The sequence below is a fragment of the Pseudovibrio sp. M1P-2-3 genome, assembly GCF_031501865.1.
GTDB lineage: Bacteria > Pseudomonadota > Alphaproteobacteria > Rhizobiales > Stappiaceae > Pseudovibrio > Pseudovibrio corallicola.
In genome coordinates, this window is the sequence record NZ_JARRCW010000001.1 from 1,866,620 (window position 1) to 1,885,659 (window position 19,040).

Here is a 19,040-nt window from a genome sequence, read left to right on the forward strand (position 1 = left end):
CTCTTTAAGCTTTGATATATGGCTTCTCGTTTTAGAACGGGAAGCCTTTTTTATGAGGATTATGTCAATGACGACGGAGCGCTTTGAGTTTGCTGTTCAGCTTGCCGAGAAAGCCGGGAAGTTTGCTCATGAGTATTTTAAAGACTTTACGAGCTTGAACCTTGAGAGCAAGGGACACCAAGATATGGTGTCAGAGGCAGACAGGGACACCGAACTGTTTGTGAGAGATGCATTGGCAAAAGCCTTTCCAAACGACGGCATCTTTGGGGAGGAGTATGAGCCAGTTGAAGGCAAGACAGGCTATACTTGGGTCATTGATCCAATCGATGGAACTGCAAACTTCGTCACGGGCATACCGCAGTGGTGTGTGATCATCGCGTGTGTGAAGGATGGCGAGAAAGAAATTGCTGCCATATATGACCCCTGTCATCAAGAGATGTATGCCGCGCGTAAAGGCGCGGGTGCAACACTTAACGACAAGCCGATTTCGGTTAGCAAAAGCCAGTCGTTAAGTTCCGGATCGTTGGGGTTTGGTTTTAATGGCCGCAGTGACAGCGAGCAAACAGCTAAAGCCGTCGAAGCTCTGCTGGCAAAAGGGGCAATATTTTTTAGGAATGCATCCGGTGGGCTGATGCTCTCCTATGTGGCTGCAGGACGCCTCATCGGCTATATGGAAGAGCACATGAATTCCTACGATTGTCTGGCAGGACTGTTATTGATTGAAGAAGCTGGCGGACGTGTTGCCCCTCTTGATAAGAACACCATGATTGCCCATGGGGGACGTATCACAGCAGCAGCGCCTGGAATCTATGAGGATCTGCTGGCGATTAGCCAACAAGTTTATAAATAGATTGAGTTTAAAGCTGCATGAGTGAATGCATCAACTTTCTCAGTGTATGAAAGCAGTTCCTGAGTGAAGGGACTGCTATCTGCTGGAATAACTGAACGTAGTTATGAAGGCTAGCGTTCCAGATTTTTCCCGTTTGAGCTTCCAGAAAACTACGCAAGACACTTTTTTCTGCATAACTTCAGTGGAAAAGATGGGAAAAATAAAAGGTAGATCAAAATATTATAAATTTCCTCCTCAACATATGATTGTAATTTCCAGAATTCTTCATAGGCCTCACGTGCGTAGAGTTGCATTTGTATCCATTAAGCAACTACCCGCCTGCCTTATTTTGAAATAGTTTTCAAAAAGTGCAATTTTTGTCATCTCAATTATTATTTTTCAAAATAGTCATCAAAATTATCCTAGTTTGTTGAGTATCTAGCCTGCTATTTTGGAGTACTAAGAATTTCTGGCATTGTTGAGTGATAAAGCAAGTATATTTATATAGGTGAAACTACGATTATTTAAGTGACTTCAAATAAAATTAGAGAAATATTTTAATTGAGAAATGTATATGTAAAGTTGAAATCAAGTGAAAAAGTAGTAGTTTTATCCGACTTTCGTTCTATTGCTGAATAGGGCAAAAACTTCTCCTAACTAAACTTCAATTCAGTTTCTGGGAGGAAAAATGGCACTGTTTGAGTATAAGGGTGAAGACGCACTAGGTCTTATGACTGACGCTATGTCCCTAGTGATGTATGAATATAATATTGCTGATGACGGCCGTACGATTGAGACCGAGGACGGACCAACCGGTTGGTCACTCCTGACAGCCGATGAGCTGGGCTATGAGAATGCAGACACAGCTAAAAACGGGTGGTTTAACGGTGAGAAATCTGCCTTTGAAGATGCTCAGGCGGCTGTGCTTGCTCAGTATGATGATGATGGCAATATCACTAAGGTCGGGCTGGTGTTTGCTGGTACCAACAATGCTGGCGATATTCTCGACTATCTTGAATTCTTTGAAGATAACCCGGACTATGCCGAGGACGCTTTTGGTAACCTGCTCAGCTCCATTAAGGACTTGATGGAAGCAAACGGTCTGGTTGCAAATGACCTGATTGTTGCCGGACACTCTTTGGGTGGCGGTGCTGTGACCAACATGGCTGAAAAGAGTGACAAGATTGAAGATGGCTTCTTTGTGAATGCCAACTATGTTGGTGTAGCGGCGCATTATACGCCAGAAGACGGCTCCTCAGTCCTTTCCAATGGCGCCGAAATTTTCAGCTTTGATTTTGAAAACGACCCTGTTCCTTCCGTAATGGCTGAAGGTTTCATTGATATTACAGGTAACGATACCAATTATGAGTATGACACCAGTAATATCGTTATGTTTAATGATTACTACGACACCCCGATTTACTGGAATGGTCCGGATCTTTTGAACCTTCTGACCTGGGACGTTCATTCACGGACCGTCTATGAGAAGGCATTTGAAGCAATCAGTGCCTCTGAATTTTATGGTGAAATGGAGCGTGATAGCCTCATCATAATTTCAGACCTTTCCAAGAGCGAGCGAAAAGATACTTGGGTAGAAGACATCGACCTCGCTTTCGATAACACCGGACACTATGGGGATGACGCCTATATTCTCGGGTCCCAGCACGATGATCTTTTAAGGGGCAATGACGGTGATGATTCACTTGAAGGCTTTGCCGGTGATGACTTCCTGAAGGGTGGCAAGGGCGCGGACCAGCTGCTTGGCGGAGAGGGTGATGACACCCTAAGAGGTGGCAAGGGTAAGGATCACCTTTACGATGGCGCAGGGTCTGACGAACTGCGTGGCGGCAATGGTGATGATGTCTTCCATTTTGTAGATGACGGTACATTGGATCTTATTGAAGACTTTGAACTGGGTGAAGACCTGATTGATTTGAGTGATGCAGGTATCTCCTCATTTGGTGAACTCACAATTACACAGGATGGTTCAAAGGACCCAGTCGTTATCGCTTACGGAAACGATATTCTGCATGTTGATGGCAACAAGCTTGAAGCCCATGACTTCAGCTCAAGCGACTTCATGTTCGCATAAGAGCTTTTAGCGGTAGCTTTGTAAAACGGACCGTTAGTAGTCTCATTCAGCCCTACGCAGACTGTCTTGTCTGCGTAGGGCTTTTTCGCATTTGGAGGCTAAAGGGTATGTTTGGTCACCACTGTCATAGCCCCACTTAAACAAGTTTAAAGCAGGTCCCGAATAGTTGATCAGTAGCTGCTATTTAGCTTTTAGTTGTGTCCAAGCCATTTTAATTACTTCAACTTTTAGCTTTCATGATTAGTAATAAAATTATAAAAGCTGCAACAGATAATAAAATCCATGGCTGCGCTAACTTTGCGTAGTAAACAAAGGCGGTTATTTCCATCCAAGTGGAAGGGGTTTCTCTAAGGGATATAAGATACTTACCATGCTCATACTTCTGACCCACAACGACACCGCCAAGAGCCATGTGTAGTAAGATCGAAGCGGCAAATGTGCCCCAGAATAAAATGGCTTCGGGTCTTCCTATAGATTTGATTATATGTATGTTTTTCATTGAAATTTCGATATGCGTAAGTGGCATCACTCCCTTTAAATATGACAGTATTTAAGGGGTGTAAGGGTGATCTCACTTATCCCTTCTCTGTAAAGAGGGTAATTCAGGTGCTCTTCTTGGAAGTGATGGTTCTAATGAGGGAGGTAACCCAATTTTCAACTGAAAGCTGCCTCTCATCGGTAAATGAGAGCATGTGCAACTCATCGCGCTGATCCTTAATAGGTTGCTTCTGCCCTAATTTCATATCGACCAGTATCTAATAAATTTGGGATACACATATGTGTCTGCAACCGTCAGAGATTGTAAAACGCTTATTATTGGTAACCGTCTTTTGTATTTGATGAGCTAAAACACATTACAAAAGTCGACGTGGAGACAAGGCGTCTCTGACTATGTTGGTAACGTGGATATTGTACAATTCTCATATGAAAAAAGGCCCTGCGAAACAGGGCCTTTTTAACTTAAGCTTCGACTTTCGGGAAATCCCGAACAGTGCCAGTTGGGTGATCGTAGATCTGCCCGTTATTGCTGCTTTCCGGTAATGTGAATGCGGCAATGGCCTCGCTGATCTCATCGGGGTGCGGAAGTGTCTGCGGGTCCTCTCCGGGCATCGCCTGCGCACGCATGCCAGTACGCATGGGGCCGGGGTTGATCAGCATGGAGCGGATTGGTGTTTTTTGTGTTTCGTTTACATAAGTACGCACCATTGCTTCAAGCGCAGCTTTGGACATGGAGTAAGGGCCCCAGTAGGCCTTGCATTTACGTGGTGCGCTGGAGCTCAGGAAAATAGCGCGGCCAGCGTCCGACTGGCGCAGCAATGGATCGAAGGAACGCAGCAGCCGCCAGTTTGCAGTCACGTTGATCGCCATGACCTCATCAAACTTCTTGGGTGCCACATGGCCAAGAGGTGAAATGGGGCCCAGTATGCCCGCATTGCCGACAAGAATATCCAGCTTTTTCCAGCGCTCAAAAATAGCAGCGCCAAGACGATCAATCGCGTCGAAATCCTTCAGGTCAAAAGGAACAAGTGTTGCAGAGCCACCAAGGTTCTTGATTTCATCGTCCAGCTCTTCAAGTCCGCCAACTGTGCGCGCAACTGCAATGATGTGCGCGCCTTTTGCGGCCAAGGTTTTTGCCGTGTAATAGCCAATGCCGCGTGATGTACCCGTTACAACGGCCACGCGACCTTCAAGTTTCTTTTCTGTCATTTCTAGCCAACTTCTACCAGCCGGGGGGCCTGTCTGTTGTCATCTTCGTTATTTAGGTCTGTAAGCGGGGTCGGGTAGTCCCCCGTAAAGCAATGGTCCGTGAATTGCGGGTTCTCGTTATCCCGTCCCTCATAGCCCATTGCCCGGTAAACACCGTCCACACTCAAGAAGGCAAGGGAGTCCGCGCCTATATAGTTGCACATTCCAGAAAGGTCGTATTTTGCCGCCAGCAGCTTTTCGCGAACAGGCGTATCAATGCCGTAATAATCGGAATATTTGATTGGCGGACTGGCGAGACGGAAATGAACTTCCCGAGCGCCCGCTTCACGGATCATTTCTACGATTTTGAGGGAAGTTGTGCCGCGTACCAAGCTGTCATCAACAAGGACAACGCGTTTACCCTCGATCTGCGCACGGTTGGCGGAGTGTTTGAGTTTTACTCCCAATGTCCGTATCTGCTGGGTGGGCTCAATAAAAGTCCGCCCGACATAGTGATTGCGGATAATGCCCAGCTCGAAAGGCATACCGGACTCGCGGGCAAAGCCCAGAGCCGAAGGAACGCCTGAATCGGGTACAGGAACAACCACGTCCGCGTCAACCGGTGATTCTTGAGCTAGAATTTGGCCAAATGACTTACGTACATCGTATACACTGCGACCACCCAGAACAGAATCTGGACGTGAGAAGTAGATATACTCGAAAATACAAGGGCGGGCAGGACGCTTTCCAAACGGGAAGTAACTTTCGATCCCCGCGGGCGTACACACAACAACTTCGCCGTTTTCCACTTCGCGGATGAACTTGGCACCGATGATATCAAGAGCGCAGGTCTCGGAAGCGAGAATAGGAGCTCCGTTCAGGTCACCAAGAACCAGTGGACGAATTCCAAATGGATCGCGTGCACCGATCAGCTTTTTGGGTGTCAGAGCAACAAGTGAATAACCACCTTCCATTTGACTGATAGCATCGATAAAGCGATCAACGATCTTGGCATGGCGGCTTCTGGCGATCAGTTGCAAAACGACTTCTGAATCAGAGGTAGATTGACAAATGGCACCATCTTTAATCAGCTGGCGTCTGAGGGTCAGGCCGTTGGTGAAGTTGCCGTTGTGGCAAACAGCAATCCCGCCGCCGTCCAATTCTGCAAACAAAGGCTGGACATTGCGAAGTGCCGGTTCACCAGTCGTCGAGTAACGCACATGGCCTATGGCAAAAGGTCCGCGGAGCTGGTCGATCGTCTCTTTGTTGGTAAACTTTTCTCCAACAAGACCGAGATGGCGTTCCGAACGGAATTGATCTCCGTCATATGTGACAATACCGGAGGCCTCTTGTCCGCGGTGTTGAAGCGCATGAAGGCCGAGTGCGGTAATTGCCGAGGCATCATCATGCCCGAGTATCCCGAATACTCCACATTCCTCTCTTAGAGTATCCCCTTCCATCTCAAGATCAATAGTGGATGCAGTTTTCTCACCGCCGCGCATTGCGTTCTCCTTATTGTGTTTGGCTGGGTAGATGCTCATAGTATTCAGTTGCCTGTTGCCGTGAGCTGATCAAGGCCTTGTCGTTCGGATGCAGAGTAAGTGGGCTCCTCTGCACTTTCGGCTTGAGCGCCGCTATGTGCCTGCTCTTTGTCTCGTATCTTTTCCAAAAAGCCCTTTCCAGGGTCATCTGGTAGCACAGAAATCAGGCTGCTGCCTGTTGAGACAAGAAAATGGCGGGATTTAGCGTTCAGGACCCATTGGGGCTGCTGCTTTTCTGGAACAAACCAGTCAAAGAATAGCAGAGCTACGACAACAAGTAAAAATCCGCGTGCCGCTCCAAAAACAAATCCCATGCTGCGATCGAGCGCTCCAATGCGGCTATCCAGAACAAAGTCCGAGATGCGCATTGTGATGTAGCTGACCACCAGCAGAGTTACAAGAAAGATCAGGGCTACAGAAACTGCTGTGGCGATGGTTTCACTTGATATATACTGGGAAAGCAGCGGAACAAGATCGCCGTAGAAATAATAGGCAGCAACAGCTGCAGCCAACCAGGATGCTATTGAGAGAACTTCTCGGACAAAACCGCGAATCATGGCCAAAATAGCCGAAATAAACATGATGACGAGTAAAATACCGTCGAGTAGTGTGATCGGCATGGATCGCACAGCCCCTTATGTTTAACGAAACCAACAGCGCCCTGTGGTTTCTCCAAATAAAAAATCAAAAGTACCGGCCTTAGGGCTCAACACTTTTGTGCTCACTGGAAGCGATTGCCGCCACTAGATGTCTCAATTCGTCCATTGCCCGAACTTGGCCCAGGCTACTGCCTGCATCCTTGCCATTCGCGCTTGGTATCACGGCCTGAGCAAAGCCAAGCTTCAGCGCTTCTTTCAAGCGCGCGCTGGCTTGTGCAACCGGCCTGATACCACCTGACAAACTTACTTCGCCGAAATAAACGCATTCGAGAGGGAGGGCAACCCCACTCAACGAAGAGATAAGTGCAGCGGCAACAGCCAAGTCAGCGGCAGGCTCGGATATTCGCAGCCCACCGGCAACATTCAAGTATACATCATGCTGGGAGAAGCGTACCCCGCACCGGGCCTCCAGAACAGCAAGAATCATGGAAAGGCGGGCCGTATCCCAACCAATTACCGCTCTGCGCGGTGTTCCAAGGGTTGAAGGCGCCACAAGAGCCTGAATTTCCACAAGCAGCGGGCGCGTTCCCTCCAGCCCCGCAAAGACAGAGGCACCGGGCGTTGCGCCGTTACGCTCGCCCAGAAACAGGCTGGAAGGGTTGGCAACTTCTTTCAAGCCTTTGTCGGTCATCTCAAAGACGCCGATTTCATCCGTCGCGCCAAAGCGATTCTTTACGCCTCTGAGAATACGGTACTGGTGCGCGCCGTCGCCTTCGAAATAAAGCACCGCATCCACCATATGTTCCACAACACGGGGGCCGGCGATCTGGCCGTCCTTGGTTACGTGCCCAACTATTACGACAGTTGTTCCAGTCTTTTTGGCGTAGCGCACAAGTGCCTGCGCTGATGCTCTGACTTGCGTCACAGTACCGGGCGGCGAATCAGCCTGTTCCGTCCATAGTGTCTGGATAGAATCGATAATCACGAGGGCAGGGTGCTTTTCCGCCTCCATGGTGGCGATGATGTCCTCAACGCTGGTTTCTGCAGCCAATGCAACAGGGGCCTTAGCCAAACCAAGACGCTCCGCGCGCAAGCGCACCTGCCCGACCGCTTCCTCGCCAGAGATATAAACGATCTTGTGTCCCTGATTTGCCAAGTGGGCGCTGGCCTGAATGAGGAGGGTTGATTTGCCAATACCGGGGTCTCCCCCCACCAAAAGGGCGGAGCCTTTAACAAAACCGCCACCGGTCACCCGGTCCAGTTCCGCCACACCGGTGATGATACGGGGAGCCTCTTTCTGCTCGCCTGTCAGCCCGACAAGCGGCACGACCCTTCCTTTATTTCTGGCGGGTGTGTTGGGTCCAGCACCAATCCCGCCTTGAACACGTTCTTCTTGGATTGAGTTCCATTCACCGCATGACTCGCAGCGTCCTGCCCATTTTGGAGTTATAGCGCCGCAGGACTGGCAAACGAAACTAATTGATCTTTTGGCCATTTACTCGATTAAGTCGCATATTGAGTGGAGCTGAGATAAAAACGCTTATAGCGTTTCCCCAGGCTGGTGAGCAGCTCATAAGCCACAGTATTGGCGTGAAAGGCAACTTCATCCACCGATACGTTCTGTCCGAGAACTTCAATTGTACTTCCGCGCTCAATAAGGCCAGAAGGAACATCGGTCACATCCAGTGCAATCAGATCCATGGAAACCCTGCCAAAGTATGGGATTCGTCTCTGGTTAATATAGGCATAAGAGCCAGAGCGTTCATCGCTGGATCCGGTTAAGCGGTGCATGCCATCTGCGTATCCAATATTGATGACAGCAATGCGCGTGTCGCGCGTTGCCATCTGGCGGGCTCCGTATCCAACTGTCGCTCCTTTGGGAACTGTGCGAACCTGCAGGACTTCTGCGGTCACATAGGCTGAATGTTTCATGGGATTTTTAGCATATGGAGTGGGGTTGCCTCCATAAAGGGCAACGCCCGGCCGCACCAAATCAAAATGATAGTCCTCCCCCAAAAATACTCCGGAAGAGTTGGCGAGGGACTTGGGTGTGTCAGGGAAGGCTGAGCTCAAGCACTTGAATGTGGCCAGTTGCTGCGCATTGAGAGGGTGATCTGGCTCATCCGCGCAGGCAAGGTGACTTAATACTAGGGAAATGTTCAGGGCCTTGAACAGGACTTTGTCACTAAGAAGGGCTTTCAGATCATCCCCGTGAAAACCAAGTCTGTTCATGCCCGTATCAAGGTGGAGCGCAACAGGCAGAGATTTACCCAAGCTTTCACAAAACTGAGCCCACTCCAAGCATTCCTCTAAGGAATTTAGGACCGGTCTTAGGTCTGAGCGTGCATAAAGCGGGGCGCGGCCATGAAACAAACCACCAAGGACGTAAATAACAGCCTCGGGCGCCGCCTCTCGCACCAGATCCCCTTCCTCTGGAAGGGCCGTAAAAAACGTACGAACGCCCGTCTCATAAAGTGCCTTGGAGACTTTGCTCAATCCAGTGCCATAGGCGTCAGCCTTCACCACCGCAGCGCATGTGGTCTCAGACCCTACCTGAGAGTTCAAAGACTTCCAGTTCGAGCAAATGGCATCCAAATCTATAGTCAGCTGACCAGTACAATGAGTACCGGACGCGCGCAGTTGCTCTGTCAAAAGTCGCCCCGAGTCGTTTATACGGTTGTCTCAGTATAAAACTGAAACCTTATAAATTTGCCCAGCAAATACATTGCTTCATGTCTTTGGTCGTGAAGGATTCTTGGTTGTTTATATCACCTGCTCAGGTAGATGGTCTTCGTCCACCAGATCAGAGAAGCGCGTAAATTCACCTTGGAACTGAAGCTCGACAATACCGGTGGGGCCGTGACGCTGTTTGCCGATGATAACTTCAGCTTTGCCTTGAACACGATCCATTTCGGTTTTCCAGCCCTCGTACTCCGGGCTTCCCTCAGGTGGTTCCTTTTTGCCCATGTAGTATTCTTCGCGATACACAAACAAAATCACATCCGCATCCTGCTCGATGGAGCCTGATTCACGAAGGTCAGACATCTGTGGCCGTTTGTCATCGCGGTTTTCAACCTGACGAGACAGCTGGGACAGGGCGATGATAGGCGTATTCAACTCTTTCGCCAGCGCTTTGAGGCCGGTTGTAATTTCGGTAATTTCCTGAACCCTGTTGCCCTGATTCTTGGAGGACCCCGTCAACAGCTGGATATAGTCGACAATAATCATATCCAGCCCCTTTTGACGCTTCAGACGCCGGGCTTTGGAGACAAGCGAAGCAATCGAAATACCACCGGTCTGGTCCACATGCAGCGGCACATGTTGCATGTGCTGAGTAGCCGCCACCAGTTTCTCAAAGTCCGCTTCGTTGATGTCACCACGGCGGATTTTGGAGGAGGAGATTTCCGTTTGCTCGGAGATAATACGTGTTGCAAGCTGTTCGGCCGACATTTCCAAAGAGAAAAACCCGACGACGCCGCCATTGACGGTTTTTAAAGACCCATCTGGCTGTTCTTCCGCTTGAAAAGCCTGCGCAACATTATAGGCGATATTGGTCACGAGCGACGTTTTACCCATGGCAGGCCGGCCAGCCAGAACAATAAGGTCTGATTGCTGGAGCCCGCCCATGAGCTTATCCAGATCACGCAGACCTGTGGAGATACCAGAAAGAGAGCCTTCACGCTGAAAAGCGGCGGCTGCCATCTCGATGGTTTCTGTCAAGGCAGTGCCAAAGTCCTGAAACCCGCCATCACTACGTCCGGTTTCCGCAAGCTCGAACAGCTTGCGCTCGGCTTGGTCAATCTGCTTGTTCGGCGGCAAGTCAATGGGGGCATCAAATGCAATATTTACAATGTCTTCCCCGATATGAATCAGGTTCCTGCGCAGGGCCAGATCGTAGATTGTCTGCCCGTAATCTTCGGCATTGATGATTGATGCCGCATCCGCTGCCAAACGCAGAAGATATTGAACTGCTGAAAGATCTGCAATTTTTACATCAGAAGGAAAGAACGTCTTCAACGTAATTGGAGACGCAACTTTTCCCGCCTTGATCAAAGCGCCGCACTTTTCAAAGATCTCTTTGTGGGGAGCTAGGAAAAAGTGACCTGCCTCCAGAAATTCTGAAACACGATAGTATGTTTCGTTGTTTACGAGAATAGCGCCCAGAAGCTGTCTTTCTGCTTCTGCGTTGTGTGGAACCACACGTGCCGACTCGGCTGCTTTCTCAAGTTTTTGGACTGTGCCCTGCATTCTAACCCTCTTGCCGCTCGAGGCATTGGTTACCCTGTTGGAGCGGTGGAAGGAAGATGCCTCATGGGACATAAATACAGATCTTTTATTATTATAGATCAGCGGGGAAAATTACCTCTTGCCAATTGACAAGATTCTTACGCCGATAATGCGTATTAACCACTATATATTATAGTTAATATGGAGAGAATTAGTTCAGAAGTTCACGTAAAACATCGTTTAGTTGCTCTGGATGATACTTGAATTGAACAACGCTGCTTTAAGTCCAGTAAAAAAGGCGAAGCAAAGGTGCTCCGCCTGATTTTTGTTAATGCATTGACACAGAAGATTATTCTTCTGTTGCCTCTTCTTCTTCGCCTTCGAGTTCTTCAGCTTCGTCTTCCAGGTCTTCTTCAAATTCGAAGTCGTCCTGTTCACGTCCTGTAAGATCTTCACCAGCTTCCTGACGTACAGCTTCGTCTTCAGAACGAGCGACGTTTACGGATACGGTGACTTCTACTTCAGGGTGAAGGGAAATAGTCACTTCATGCAGGCCAATAGTTTTGATTGGCTGACGCAGGGAAACTTGAGAACGGCCAACTGTGAAGCCGTTCTCTTCAAGAATTACTGCGATGTCACGTGTTGCAACAGAACCGTAGAGCTGACCTGTTTCACCAGCGGAGCGGATGACGATGAAGGACTGGCCGTTGAGCTTTTCACCCACGCTTTCAGCTTCAGACTTGCGCTCAAGGTTGCGTGCTTCAAGTTGCGCGCGCTCGTTTTCAAAGCGCTCGAGATTGGCTTTGTTTGCGCGAAGAGCCTTGCCTTGTGGCAAAAGGAAGTTACGAGCATAACCGTCGCGTACGCGAACTGTTTCACCCATCTGGCCGAGCTTTGCTACGCGCTCAAGAAGAATTACGTCCATGGGAAAATTCCTTTGGATAGCTGTCCTGCAGTTCAAGGAACTACAGTTAGATGTTGGACAAACCCGCCAACATCAGCCGGGCTTCTGGAGTATCCAGAAAATAGGGCCAGAAGCTTGACGCTCTGGCCCTATTAAAACTTGCTTACTTAATTACGAAAGGAAGCAGGCCGAGGAAGCGGGCGCGCTTGATAGCACGAGCCAGTTCACGCTGCTTTTTCGCAGAAACCGCGGTAATGCGGGAAGGTACGATCTTGCCGCGCTCAGAAATGTAGCGCTGCAGAAGACGTGTGTCCTTGTAGTCGATCTTTGGAGCGTTTACGCCAGAGAACGGACAAGTTTTACGACGACGAAAGAAAGGGCGACGTGCGCCAGAAGATTCAGCCATTTTCAATTACTCCGCTGGTGCTTCGCTACGACGAGGGCCACGATCATTGCGATCACCACGATCACCACGATCACCACGATCACCACGTGGACCACCTGGACGATCGCCACGACGACGGTCGTCACGATCACGTTTTTGAGTCATTACAGATGGCTCTTCGTCAAGTTCTTCAACGCGGATGGTCATGAAGCGAAGGATATCTTCGTTCAAGCGCATCTGACGTTCCATTTCAGCAACAGCTGCGTGAGGAGCGTCAAGGTTCAGCAGAACGTAATGTGCTTTACGGTTTTTGTTGATTTTGTAGGCAAGAGTACGAAGACCCCAAGGCTCTACTTTACCAACTTTACCACCATTTTCTTCGAGAACAGTTTTGAACTGCTCAACGAGTGTCTCCACCTGCTGAGTAGAAATGTCCTGGCGAGCCAGGATCACGTGCTCATAGAGCGCCATGTGATATGCCTTTCTGGTTTCAAACGTTCCGAACTCGGCGCAAAGCCCCTTCGAGCCTTCAGAAAGTGAAAGGCTATGGAAGAATTCTTCGAGAGCGGAAACACGGGAAGACGGTCTTTATAAATATACCTGCAGATTACTCTGCCTTCCTTTCAGCCTCCGGCCAGAATTCGGAAAACGCAGCGTTTATACCTTAAAAGGCTGTGAATACAAGACCATCTGTTCAAAAAAGCCGTTTTCTGCTCTTTATTCCTTGACATGAGAGGTGTTTGGCGGCTCTTGTCCGCATGAGTTGGTAGCCCGAAAGGAATGGCGGACATAGCGTCATCCTAGGGTTTAAGGGTGTAGAGCACTTCTCTGCGGTGTTCTGTGGTCTGGCTGCCAGACGTAAAACAGTTGAAATTAAAAGACTGGAGAAAGCAATGACATTTGCATTTACCTTCCCCGGACAGGGTTCGCAATCTGTCGGCATGGGGAAAGAGCTTGCTGATACATTTCCTGAGGCAAAGGCCGTTTTTGAAGAAGTTGACGCGGCACTCGGACAATCCCTTTCTAAGATTATGTGGGAAGGCTCAAGTGATGAGCTGACACTTACCGCGAACGCCCAGCCTGCTTTGATGACTGTTAGTCTTGCAAGTTTACGTGTGCTGGAAGCTAAGGGCCTCATTCTTGAAAATAGCGCGGCTTATGTTGCCGGGCATTCATTGGGTGAATACTCTGCTCTGGCCGCTGCTGGAAGCTTGAGCATTTCGGACGCTGCGAAGCTTTTGCGCGTGCGCGGTGATGCAATGCAGAAGGCTGTTCCCGTAGGGGAAGGGGCTATGGCAGCACTTTTGGGACTTGATTTTGCGCAGGCACAGGCTGTGGCAGAAGAAGCGGCTCAAGGTGATGTGTGCCAGGCTGCAAACGACAACGCACCCGGTCAGGTGGTTGTTTCAGGGCACAAGGCGGCTGTTGAGCGCGCCTGTGAAATTGCAAAAGCAAAAGGCGCTCGCCGGGCAGTTCTATTGCCAGTGTCCGCTCCCTTCCACTGTTCACTCATGGCACCAGCTGCAGAAGCTATGGCACAGGCCCTTTCTTCTGTTGAGATAATTGCTCCTAAAGTCCCGCTGGTTGCGAATGTGGTTGCCGGTCCTATATCTGATCCAGATGAAATCCGTAGTCGCTTGGTAGAACAGGTGACAGGCACGGTTCGCTGGCGCGAATCCGTGATTTGGATGTCAGAAAATAATGTAACTGCGCTTGCCGAAATCGGCTCGGGTAAGGTGCTCACTGGTATGGTGAAGAGAATTGCCAAATCAGTTGAAGGTGTTGCTGTCAATACTGCGGAAGATATCGACGCGCTGATCGCTCGTCTGCACTCCGCGTAATTGCGCATTTACATCCTATTTTAAGCCGAGGAGTAACGGCATGTTTGATTTAAAAGATAAGCGCGCGCTGGTGACAGGTGCGACGGGCGGCATTGGTGAGGCGATTGCCAGAGCGTTGCATGCACAAGGTGCAACTGTCACTTTGTCTGGTACGCGCGTGGAAAAGCTGGAGGCACTTGCTGGCGACCTTGGAGAGCGGGCCCATATTCAGGCGGCCAATCTTTCCGACCGTGACAGTGTTGATGCACTTGTTCCGGCAGCTGAAGCTGCCATGGGGGGTTTGGATATTCTTGTGAATAATGCAGGTATTACCCGCGACAACATCTTCATGCGCATGAAAGATGACGAATGGGATTCCGTTCTTGAGGTGAACCTTACCGCGACTTTCCGCATCTGCCGTTCTGCAATTAAAGGCATGATGAAACGTCGCAGTGGCCGCATTATAGGAATTACATCCGTTGTTGGTGTGACAGGTAATCCAGGGCAGGTTAATTATTCTGCTGCTAAAGCAGGTATGATTGGCATGTCCAAGTCGTTGGCGCGTGAAGTGGCCAGTCGCAATATTACGGTTAACACCGTTGCACCGGGTTTCATTGAGACCGCGATGACGGACGAGCTGAACGACAAACAGCGCGAATCTATCTTGACCTCTGTTCCGGCAGGGCGTCTGGGTTCTGCAGATGAAATTGCATCTGCAACCGTATATCTTGCCAGTAATGAAGCTGCTTATGTGACAGGGCAAACCCTGCACGTAAATGGCGGTATGGCAATGATCTAATGCCTTAATCCAAGTAATTTGGGTTAGGGGGTGTGATGCTCAAGCCTGTTGGCTCTCTGGTCAAACTTTTTAAAGTATGTTAGGAGCGCCAACAAGTTTTGACTTTATGGATTACCCAAGGCAAATTCTTAGTGTTTCTTTTGGAAGGTTGCCCTAGGATGGGCGTTAACTCTTTTCAAAAGGGCCGAGGTGTGCCACAGGAAGTCCGGTTTTGGAATTTGGCCAAGTGAATTGGGCTTTAAATCCATCTTTAACAGACTGAGGAACGAATATGAGCAATGTTGCTGAACAGGTAAAAAAGATTGTTGTTGAGCATCTTGGCGTTGATGCCGAAAAAGTGACTGAAGCCGCAAGCTTCATCGACGACCTGGGCGCAGACAGCCTGGACACTGTTGAGCTGGTTATGGCCTTCGAAGAAGCTTTCGGCGTGGAAATTCCAGATGATGCAGCTGAAACAATTCAGACCGTTGGTGATGCTGTAAAGTTCATCGAATCCAAAGCCAGCTAATTCTGGTTTTAAGGGTTCCGTGGTGGGTTGAGGGCAACCCACCACGTTTATGATTACAAAGTTTTGAGCGCATCTCGGGCGTTCCCTGGAAGAAGTAAAATAATATGCGTCGTGTTGTTGTTACCGGCATTGGTATGGTCAGCCCGTTAGGCTGCGGTGCCGAGATTTCCTGGAAGCGGATTATTGAAGGTCAAAGTGGTGCAACGCGCATCGAAAACTTTGAATCGGAAGACCTTCAAACAAAGATCGCCTGCCAGATCCCTCTTGGTGATGGATCTAATGGAACATTCAATCCTAATGATTGGATGGAGCCGAAGGAACAACGCAAGGTTGATGATTTCATTGTCTATGCAATTGCAGCTTCTGATGAAGCTCTTGCGGATGCCAATTGGAAGCCGGAAACAGAAGAAGACAGGAACCGTACGGGTGTCCTGATCGGATCTGGTATTGGCGGCCTCCAAAGAATTGCTGATAGTGGTGTTTTGCTCAAGGAGCGTGGACCTCGTCGTATCAGCCCCTTCTTTATTCCCGGTAGCTTGATCAATCTGGCCGGTGGCAATGTTTCCATTCGTCACGGTTTGAAGGGTCCAAACCACGCTGTGGTTACCGCCTGTTCAACTGGTGCGCACGCCATTGGCGATGCTGCACGCTTGATCGCTTACGGCGACGCGGAAGTCATGGTCGCCGGCGGTGCAGAATCTCCTGTATGCCGTTTGTCCATTGCAGGCTTTAATGCATGCCGTGCCCTTTCCACCGGCTTTAATGATGAGCCTGAGAAAGCTTCACGTCCCTATGACAAGGACCGCGACGGGTTCGTTATGGGTGAAGGCGCTGGTATTGTTGTTCTGGAAGAATATGAGCACGCAGTAGCTCGCGGTGCAAAGATTTATGCCGAAGTTGCCGGTTACGGCCTTTCTGGCGACGCCTACCACATCACGTCTCCGTCTCCCGATGGAGATGGTGGTTACCGCTGCATGAAAGCTGCACTTGAGCGTGCGGGCCTTGACATTACCGATGTGGACTACATTAACGCTCATGGTACATCCACTCCTGTTGGAGATGAAATTGAACTGGGCGCTGTGACACGTCTTGCTGGAGATCATGCGAAGGGACTTACTATGTCCTCGACAAAATCCAGTACGGGCCACCTGCTGGGCGCAGCCGGTTCCGTTGAGGCGATTTTCTCAGTTCTGGCAATTCGCGATGGCATTGCTCCTCCAACGATTAACTTGGAGAACCAGTCTGTTGAAACCGAAATTGACTTGGTTCCAAACTTTGCAAAGTCGATGGAGATTAATGTTGCTCTGTCAAACTCATTTGGCTTTGGGGGTACAAACGCTTCTTTGGTATTCAAAAAAGTTGAATCATAAGTCCAAATCAACCTATTGACTATTTGAAGCCAGATACCGCATGCGACGGTTTCTGGCTTCCTTATTATTGGGGAAGTATTATGGCCAAAACGCCAGAGAAAGGTCATGAAAATGATCAGGAAACCTTAGGGGAGACGTCGGAGCAGGCTATCGTGGGTAGCCCTCGAATTAACCCCAAGAGCCCAAGTCAGGCGATCCAGCCGGATCAGGCACCATTGCCTCCCAAACGTTCCCGCTACGCTCGCAACCCTTTGGTCATTGCAATCAATTTCTTCCTGACAGCTGTTGTCCTTGGCATCATCGGCTTGGGCAGCGGGCTTTACTGGGGTAAGGGCAAGTTTGCCGAAAGCGGCCCCTTGAGCAAAGAGCGTCTGGTTGTCATCGAATCTGGATCCAGTTTGCCAACGATCGCGGAAAAACTGGAGGATAATGGCGTTATCAGCAATGCGCTGGTTTTTGAGCTCGGTGTTCGTTTTTACAAACAGCAGAACCTGATGAAGGCAGGAGAGTACGCCTTCGCCTCTGGTGTGAGCATGCATCAGGTGATGAATGATCTGGTATCTGGCAAGGCTGTTTTTCACACGGTTACCTTCCCTGAAGGTTGGAGCAGTGCTCAAATCGTAGCGCGCTTGAATGCCAATGAAGTTTTGCTGGGGGACATTGCAGAAATCCCTGCGGAAGGAAGCCTTCTTCCCAACACATACTCTTTCACACGTGGATGGAGTCGCCAGAAAATTATTGATGAAATGCAAAAGGCAATGAAGAAGCATCTGTCAATGGTTTGGGAGCAGCGCTCTCAAGGCCTGCCGATAGATTCGCCTGAAGAACTCGTCATTCTGGCCTCGATTGTAGAAAAAGAAACCGGCAAGGCTGATGAACGCCCACGGGTGGCCGGTGTCTTTATCAACCGCTTGAACCGCGGCATGAAACTGCAATCCGATCCGACCATTTTATATGGCCTTTACGGTGGAGACAGTTGGAAAGTTGATCGCTCCGCTATTAAACGATCTGAACTAAATGCTGTAAACCCTTATAATACTTACCAAATCGCTGCTTTGCCTCCAGGGCCTATAGGCAATCCGGGCAAGGCGGCTTTGGAAGCTGTTGCAAACCCTTCCAGAACAAAAGATCTTTATTTTGTTGCTGATGGAACCGGTGGGCACGCTTTTGCGCAGACTTACAAGCAACACCAGAAAAATGTTGCGAATTGGCGTAAAGTCGAGAAAGAAATGCGTGCTAAACAGGCCGCTGAGAAAGCAGCAAAGAGTAACAATGGGCAATAGACCTTGGGGTCCTTGCATATTGTATCCATAAAAAGGCAGTGAGTGCTGTCGAGTAACGAACATCGGCAGCATAAAAGGTTGAAGATAATGGCACTTGAGAGCATGACAGGATTTGCCCGGTCTGAAGGAAGCTTTGAAACGGCCCGCTGGGTCTGGGAGCTTCGTTCGGTCAACGGGAAGGGACTAGACTTAAGGCTCCGCCTGCCACAAGGTCTCGATGGTCTTGAAGCGAATGTCCGCAGTCTGCTTGGCAAGGCATTCAGCCGTGGCAATGTGAGCGTCAGTCTTCAATTACAGCGTGAGCAGGGTAGTAACAGCCTGCAAATCAACGAGAATGCACTTGAGCAGGTTCTTGGTACAATCAGTGCCCTGAAGTCCCGCCTTCCAAATTCTCCAGAGCCGACACTTGAGGGAATAATCGCTCACAAAGGGGTTCTCGAGTTTCAGGAGAGCGAAGATAGCCCCGAGCAAAGGGAAGCCCTCAACGCGGCGTTGCTTGCATCCTTGTCTAGTGGCGTTGACGCTCTTTTGGAGATGAGACGCAAAGAGGGCTCCGCCATTGAGAAAGTCATTGCTGGACAGGTTGAAAAGCTGGCAGCCCTTGTTAAAGACGCTGATGAGCTGCCGTGCCGGAAGATTGAAACCATACGTGCTCGGTTGAAGCAACAGGTGAACGATCTTCTGGAGGCGTCTGCTGGCCGTCTGGATGAGCAGCGCCTGCATCAGGAAGTGGCATTGCTTGCAACTAAAGCCGATGTGCGCGAGGAGCTCGACCGGCTCTATGCGCATATCGAAGCTGCACAGGCCTTGATTGGAAAAGGGGGGCCGGTTGGTCGGCGGTTTGATTTTCTTGCACAAGAGTTCAACCGCGAGGCCAATACCCTTTGTTCCAAGTCCAATAGCACCGAGCTGACAAGTATTGGGTTGGAGCTGAAGGTCTTGATTGATCAAATGCGTGAGCAGATCCAGAATCTCCAGTAAATTTGTTAAAGTAGAA

At 49.5% G+C, this 19,040-nt stretch carries 18 protein-coding genes; 8 read left to right on the top strand and 10 right to left on the bottom strand.

Annotated features, from left to right (window positions below):
- The first annotated feature begins 67 nt into the window (after positions 1-67).
- The gene (locus P6574_RS08470; RefSeq protein WP_310619909.1) at positions 68-850 is read left to right on the top strand and encodes an inositol monophosphatase family protein; all 783 of its coding nucleotides are present in this window, start codon (positions 68-70) and stop codon (positions 848-850) included.
- Between the two features lie 667 nt (positions 851-1,517).
- The gene (locus tag P6574_RS08475; protein WP_310619910.1) at positions 1,518-2,921 is read left to right on the top strand and encodes a calcium-binding protein; all 1,404 of its coding nucleotides are present in this window, start codon (positions 1,518-1,520) and stop codon (positions 2,919-2,921) included.
- Positions 2,922-3,141: 220 nt separating this feature from the next.
- On the opposite strand, the gene P6574_RS08480 is transcribed toward P6574_RS08475, so the two are convergent.
- The 10 genes from P6574_RS08480 to rpsF form a co-directional block, all read right to left on the bottom strand.
- The gene (locus P6574_RS08480; RefSeq protein WP_310619911.1) at positions 3,142-3,420 is read right to left on the bottom strand and encodes a hypothetical protein; all 279 of its coding nucleotides are present in this window, start codon (positions 3,418-3,420) and stop codon (positions 3,142-3,144) included.
- A 461-nt stretch (positions 3,421-3,881) separates the two neighbouring features.
- Positions 3,882-4,628, bottom strand: coding sequence for an SDR family NAD(P)-dependent oxidoreductase (locus tag P6574_RS08485; RefSeq protein ID WP_310619912.1), 747 nt, complete (start codon positions 4,626-4,628; stop codon positions 3,882-3,884).
- 2 nt (positions 4,629-4,630) lie between these two features.
- A complete protein-coding gene (gene purF, locus P6574_RS08490) occupies positions 4,631-6,109 on the bottom strand; it encodes an amidophosphoribosyltransferase (RefSeq protein WP_310622128.1) in 1,479 nt (492 codons plus the stop codon).
- Between the two features lie 44 nt (positions 6,110-6,153).
- Entirely contained in the window at positions 6,154-6,768 is a 615-nt protein-coding gene (locus tag P6574_RS08495; protein WP_310619913.1) for a CvpA family protein, read from the bottom strand.
- Positions 6,769-6,847: 79 nt separating this feature from the next.
- Positions 6,848-8,242, bottom strand: coding sequence for a DNA repair protein RadA (radA, locus tag P6574_RS08500; RefSeq protein WP_310619914.1), 1,395 nt, complete (start codon positions 8,240-8,242; stop codon positions 6,848-6,850).
- A gap of 8 nt (positions 8,243-8,250) precedes the next feature.
- Positions 8,251-9,399: an alanine racemase gene (gene alr / locus P6574_RS08505; RefSeq protein ID WP_310619915.1), complete on the bottom strand. Its 1,149-nt coding sequence runs from the start codon at positions 9,397-9,399 to the stop codon at positions 8,251-8,253.
- A 111-nt stretch (positions 9,400-9,510) separates the two neighbouring features.
- Positions 9,511-10,995 carry a replicative DNA helicase gene (locus P6574_RS08510; protein WP_310619916.1) on the bottom strand — a complete coding sequence of 495 codons (1,485 nt, stop codon included), beginning with the start codon at positions 10,993-10,995 and terminating at the stop codon, positions 9,511-9,513.
- Between the two features lie 328 nt (positions 10,996-11,323).
- Complete coding sequence (gene rplI, locus P6574_RS08515; protein WP_310619917.1) at positions 11,324-11,899, bottom strand: 50S ribosomal protein L9; 576 nt, start codon at positions 11,897-11,899, stop codon at positions 11,324-11,326.
- A 142-nt stretch (positions 11,900-12,041) separates the two neighbouring features.
- Positions 12,042-12,284, bottom strand: coding sequence for a 30S ribosomal protein S18 (gene rpsR, locus P6574_RS08520; RefSeq protein ID WP_310619918.1), 243 nt, complete (start codon positions 12,282-12,284; stop codon positions 12,042-12,044).
- A gap of 6 nt (positions 12,285-12,290) precedes the next feature.
- Positions 12,291-12,734 carry a 30S ribosomal protein S6 gene (gene rpsF / locus P6574_RS08525; RefSeq protein ID WP_310619919.1) on the bottom strand — a complete coding sequence of 148 codons (444 nt, stop codon included), beginning with the start codon at positions 12,732-12,734 and terminating at the stop codon, positions 12,291-12,293.
- A gap of 422 nt (positions 12,735-13,156) precedes the next feature.
- On the opposite strand from rpsF, the gene fabD reads away from it, so the two are divergent.
- The 6 genes from fabD to P6574_RS08555 all read left to right on the top strand — a co-directional run bounded on the left by fabD (position 13,157) and on the right by P6574_RS08555 (position 19,024).
- Complete coding sequence (gene fabD, locus P6574_RS08530; RefSeq protein ID WP_310619920.1) at positions 13,157-14,104, top strand: ACP S-malonyltransferase; 948 nt, start codon at positions 13,157-13,159, stop codon at positions 14,102-14,104.
- A 40-nt stretch (positions 14,105-14,144) separates the two neighbouring features.
- Positions 14,145-14,882 (top strand): 3-oxoacyl-[acyl-carrier-protein] reductase, encoded by a 738-nt coding sequence (fabG, locus tag P6574_RS08535; RefSeq protein ID WP_310619921.1) that lies wholly within the window; start codon positions 14,145-14,147, stop codon positions 14,880-14,882.
- Between the two features lie 271 nt (positions 14,883-15,153).
- Positions 15,154-15,390 carry an acyl carrier protein gene (locus P6574_RS08540; protein WP_310619922.1) on the top strand — a complete coding sequence of 79 codons (237 nt, stop codon included), beginning with the start codon at positions 15,154-15,156 and terminating at the stop codon, positions 15,388-15,390.
- Between the two features lie 104 nt (positions 15,391-15,494).
- A complete protein-coding gene (gene fabF, locus P6574_RS08545; protein ID WP_310619923.1) occupies positions 15,495-16,760 on the top strand; it encodes a beta-ketoacyl-ACP synthase II in 1,266 nt (421 codons plus the stop codon).
- Between the two features lie 80 nt (positions 16,761-16,840).
- Positions 16,841-18,043 (top strand): endolytic transglycosylase MltG, encoded by a 1,203-nt coding sequence (gene mltG / locus P6574_RS08550; protein WP_310619924.1) that lies wholly within the window; start codon positions 16,841-16,843, stop codon positions 18,041-18,043.
- An 87-nt stretch (positions 18,044-18,130) separates the two neighbouring features.
- Complete coding sequence (locus P6574_RS08555; RefSeq protein ID WP_310619925.1) at positions 18,131-19,024, top strand: YicC/YloC family endoribonuclease; 894 nt, start codon at positions 18,131-18,133, stop codon at positions 19,022-19,024.
- The last annotated feature ends 16 nt before the right edge of the window (positions 19,025-19,040 follow it).

What these genes read in the sequence shown, in the direction of transcription:
- P6574_RS08470 (WP_310619909.1), top strand. Translation starts at nt 68, where the DNA reads ATGACGACGGAGCGCTTTGAGTTTGCTGTTCAGCTTGCCGAGAAAGCC.
- P6574_RS08475 (WP_310619910.1), top strand. Translation starts at nt 1,518, where the DNA reads ATGGCACTGTTTGAGTATAAGGGTGAAGACGCACTAGGTCTTATGACT.
- P6574_RS08480 (WP_310619911.1), bottom strand. Translation starts at nt 3,420, where the DNA reads ATGAAAAACATACATATAATCAAATCTATAGGAAGACCCGAAGCCATT.
- P6574_RS08485 (WP_310619912.1), bottom strand. Translation starts at nt 4,628, where the DNA reads ATGACAGAAAAGAAACTTGAAGGTCGCGTGGCCGTTGTAACGGGTACA.
- purF (WP_310622128.1), bottom strand. Translation starts at nt 6,109, where the DNA reads ATGCGCGGCGGTGAGAAAACTGCATCCACTATTGATCTTGAGATGGAA.
- P6574_RS08495 (WP_310619913.1), bottom strand. Translation starts at nt 6,768, where the DNA reads ATGCCGATCACACTACTCGACGGTATTTTACTCGTCATCATGTTTATT.
- radA (WP_310619914.1), bottom strand. Translation starts at nt 8,242, where the DNA reads ATGGCCAAAAGATCAATTAGTTTCGTTTGCCAGTCCTGCGGCGCTATA.
- P6574_RS08510 (WP_310619916.1), bottom strand. Translation starts at nt 10,995, where the DNA reads ATGCAGGGCACAGTCCAAAAACTTGAGAAAGCAGCCGAGTCGGCACGT.
- rplI (WP_310619917.1), bottom strand. Translation starts at nt 11,899, where the DNA reads ATGGACGTAATTCTTCTTGAGCGCGTAGCAAAGCTCGGCCAGATGGGT.
- rpsR (WP_310619918.1), bottom strand. Translation starts at nt 12,284, where the DNA reads ATGGCTGAATCTTCTGGCGCACGTCGCCCTTTCTTTCGTCGTCGTAAA.
- rpsF (WP_310619919.1), bottom strand. Translation starts at nt 12,734, where the DNA reads ATGGCGCTCTATGAGCACGTGATCCTGGCTCGCCAGGACATTTCTACT.
- fabD (WP_310619920.1), top strand. Translation starts at nt 13,157, where the DNA reads ATGACATTTGCATTTACCTTCCCCGGACAGGGTTCGCAATCTGTCGGC.
- fabG (WP_310619921.1), top strand. Translation starts at nt 14,145, where the DNA reads ATGTTTGATTTAAAAGATAAGCGCGCGCTGGTGACAGGTGCGACGGGC.
- P6574_RS08540 (WP_310619922.1), top strand. Translation starts at nt 15,154, where the DNA reads ATGAGCAATGTTGCTGAACAGGTAAAAAAGATTGTTGTTGAGCATCTT.
- fabF (WP_310619923.1), top strand. Translation starts at nt 15,495, where the DNA reads ATGCGTCGTGTTGTTGTTACCGGCATTGGTATGGTCAGCCCGTTAGGC.
- mltG (WP_310619924.1), top strand. Translation starts at nt 16,841, where the DNA reads ATGGCCAAAACGCCAGAGAAAGGTCATGAAAATGATCAGGAAACCTTA.
- P6574_RS08555 (WP_310619925.1), top strand. Translation starts at nt 18,131, where the DNA reads ATGGCACTTGAGAGCATGACAGGATTTGCCCGGTCTGAAGGAAGCTTT.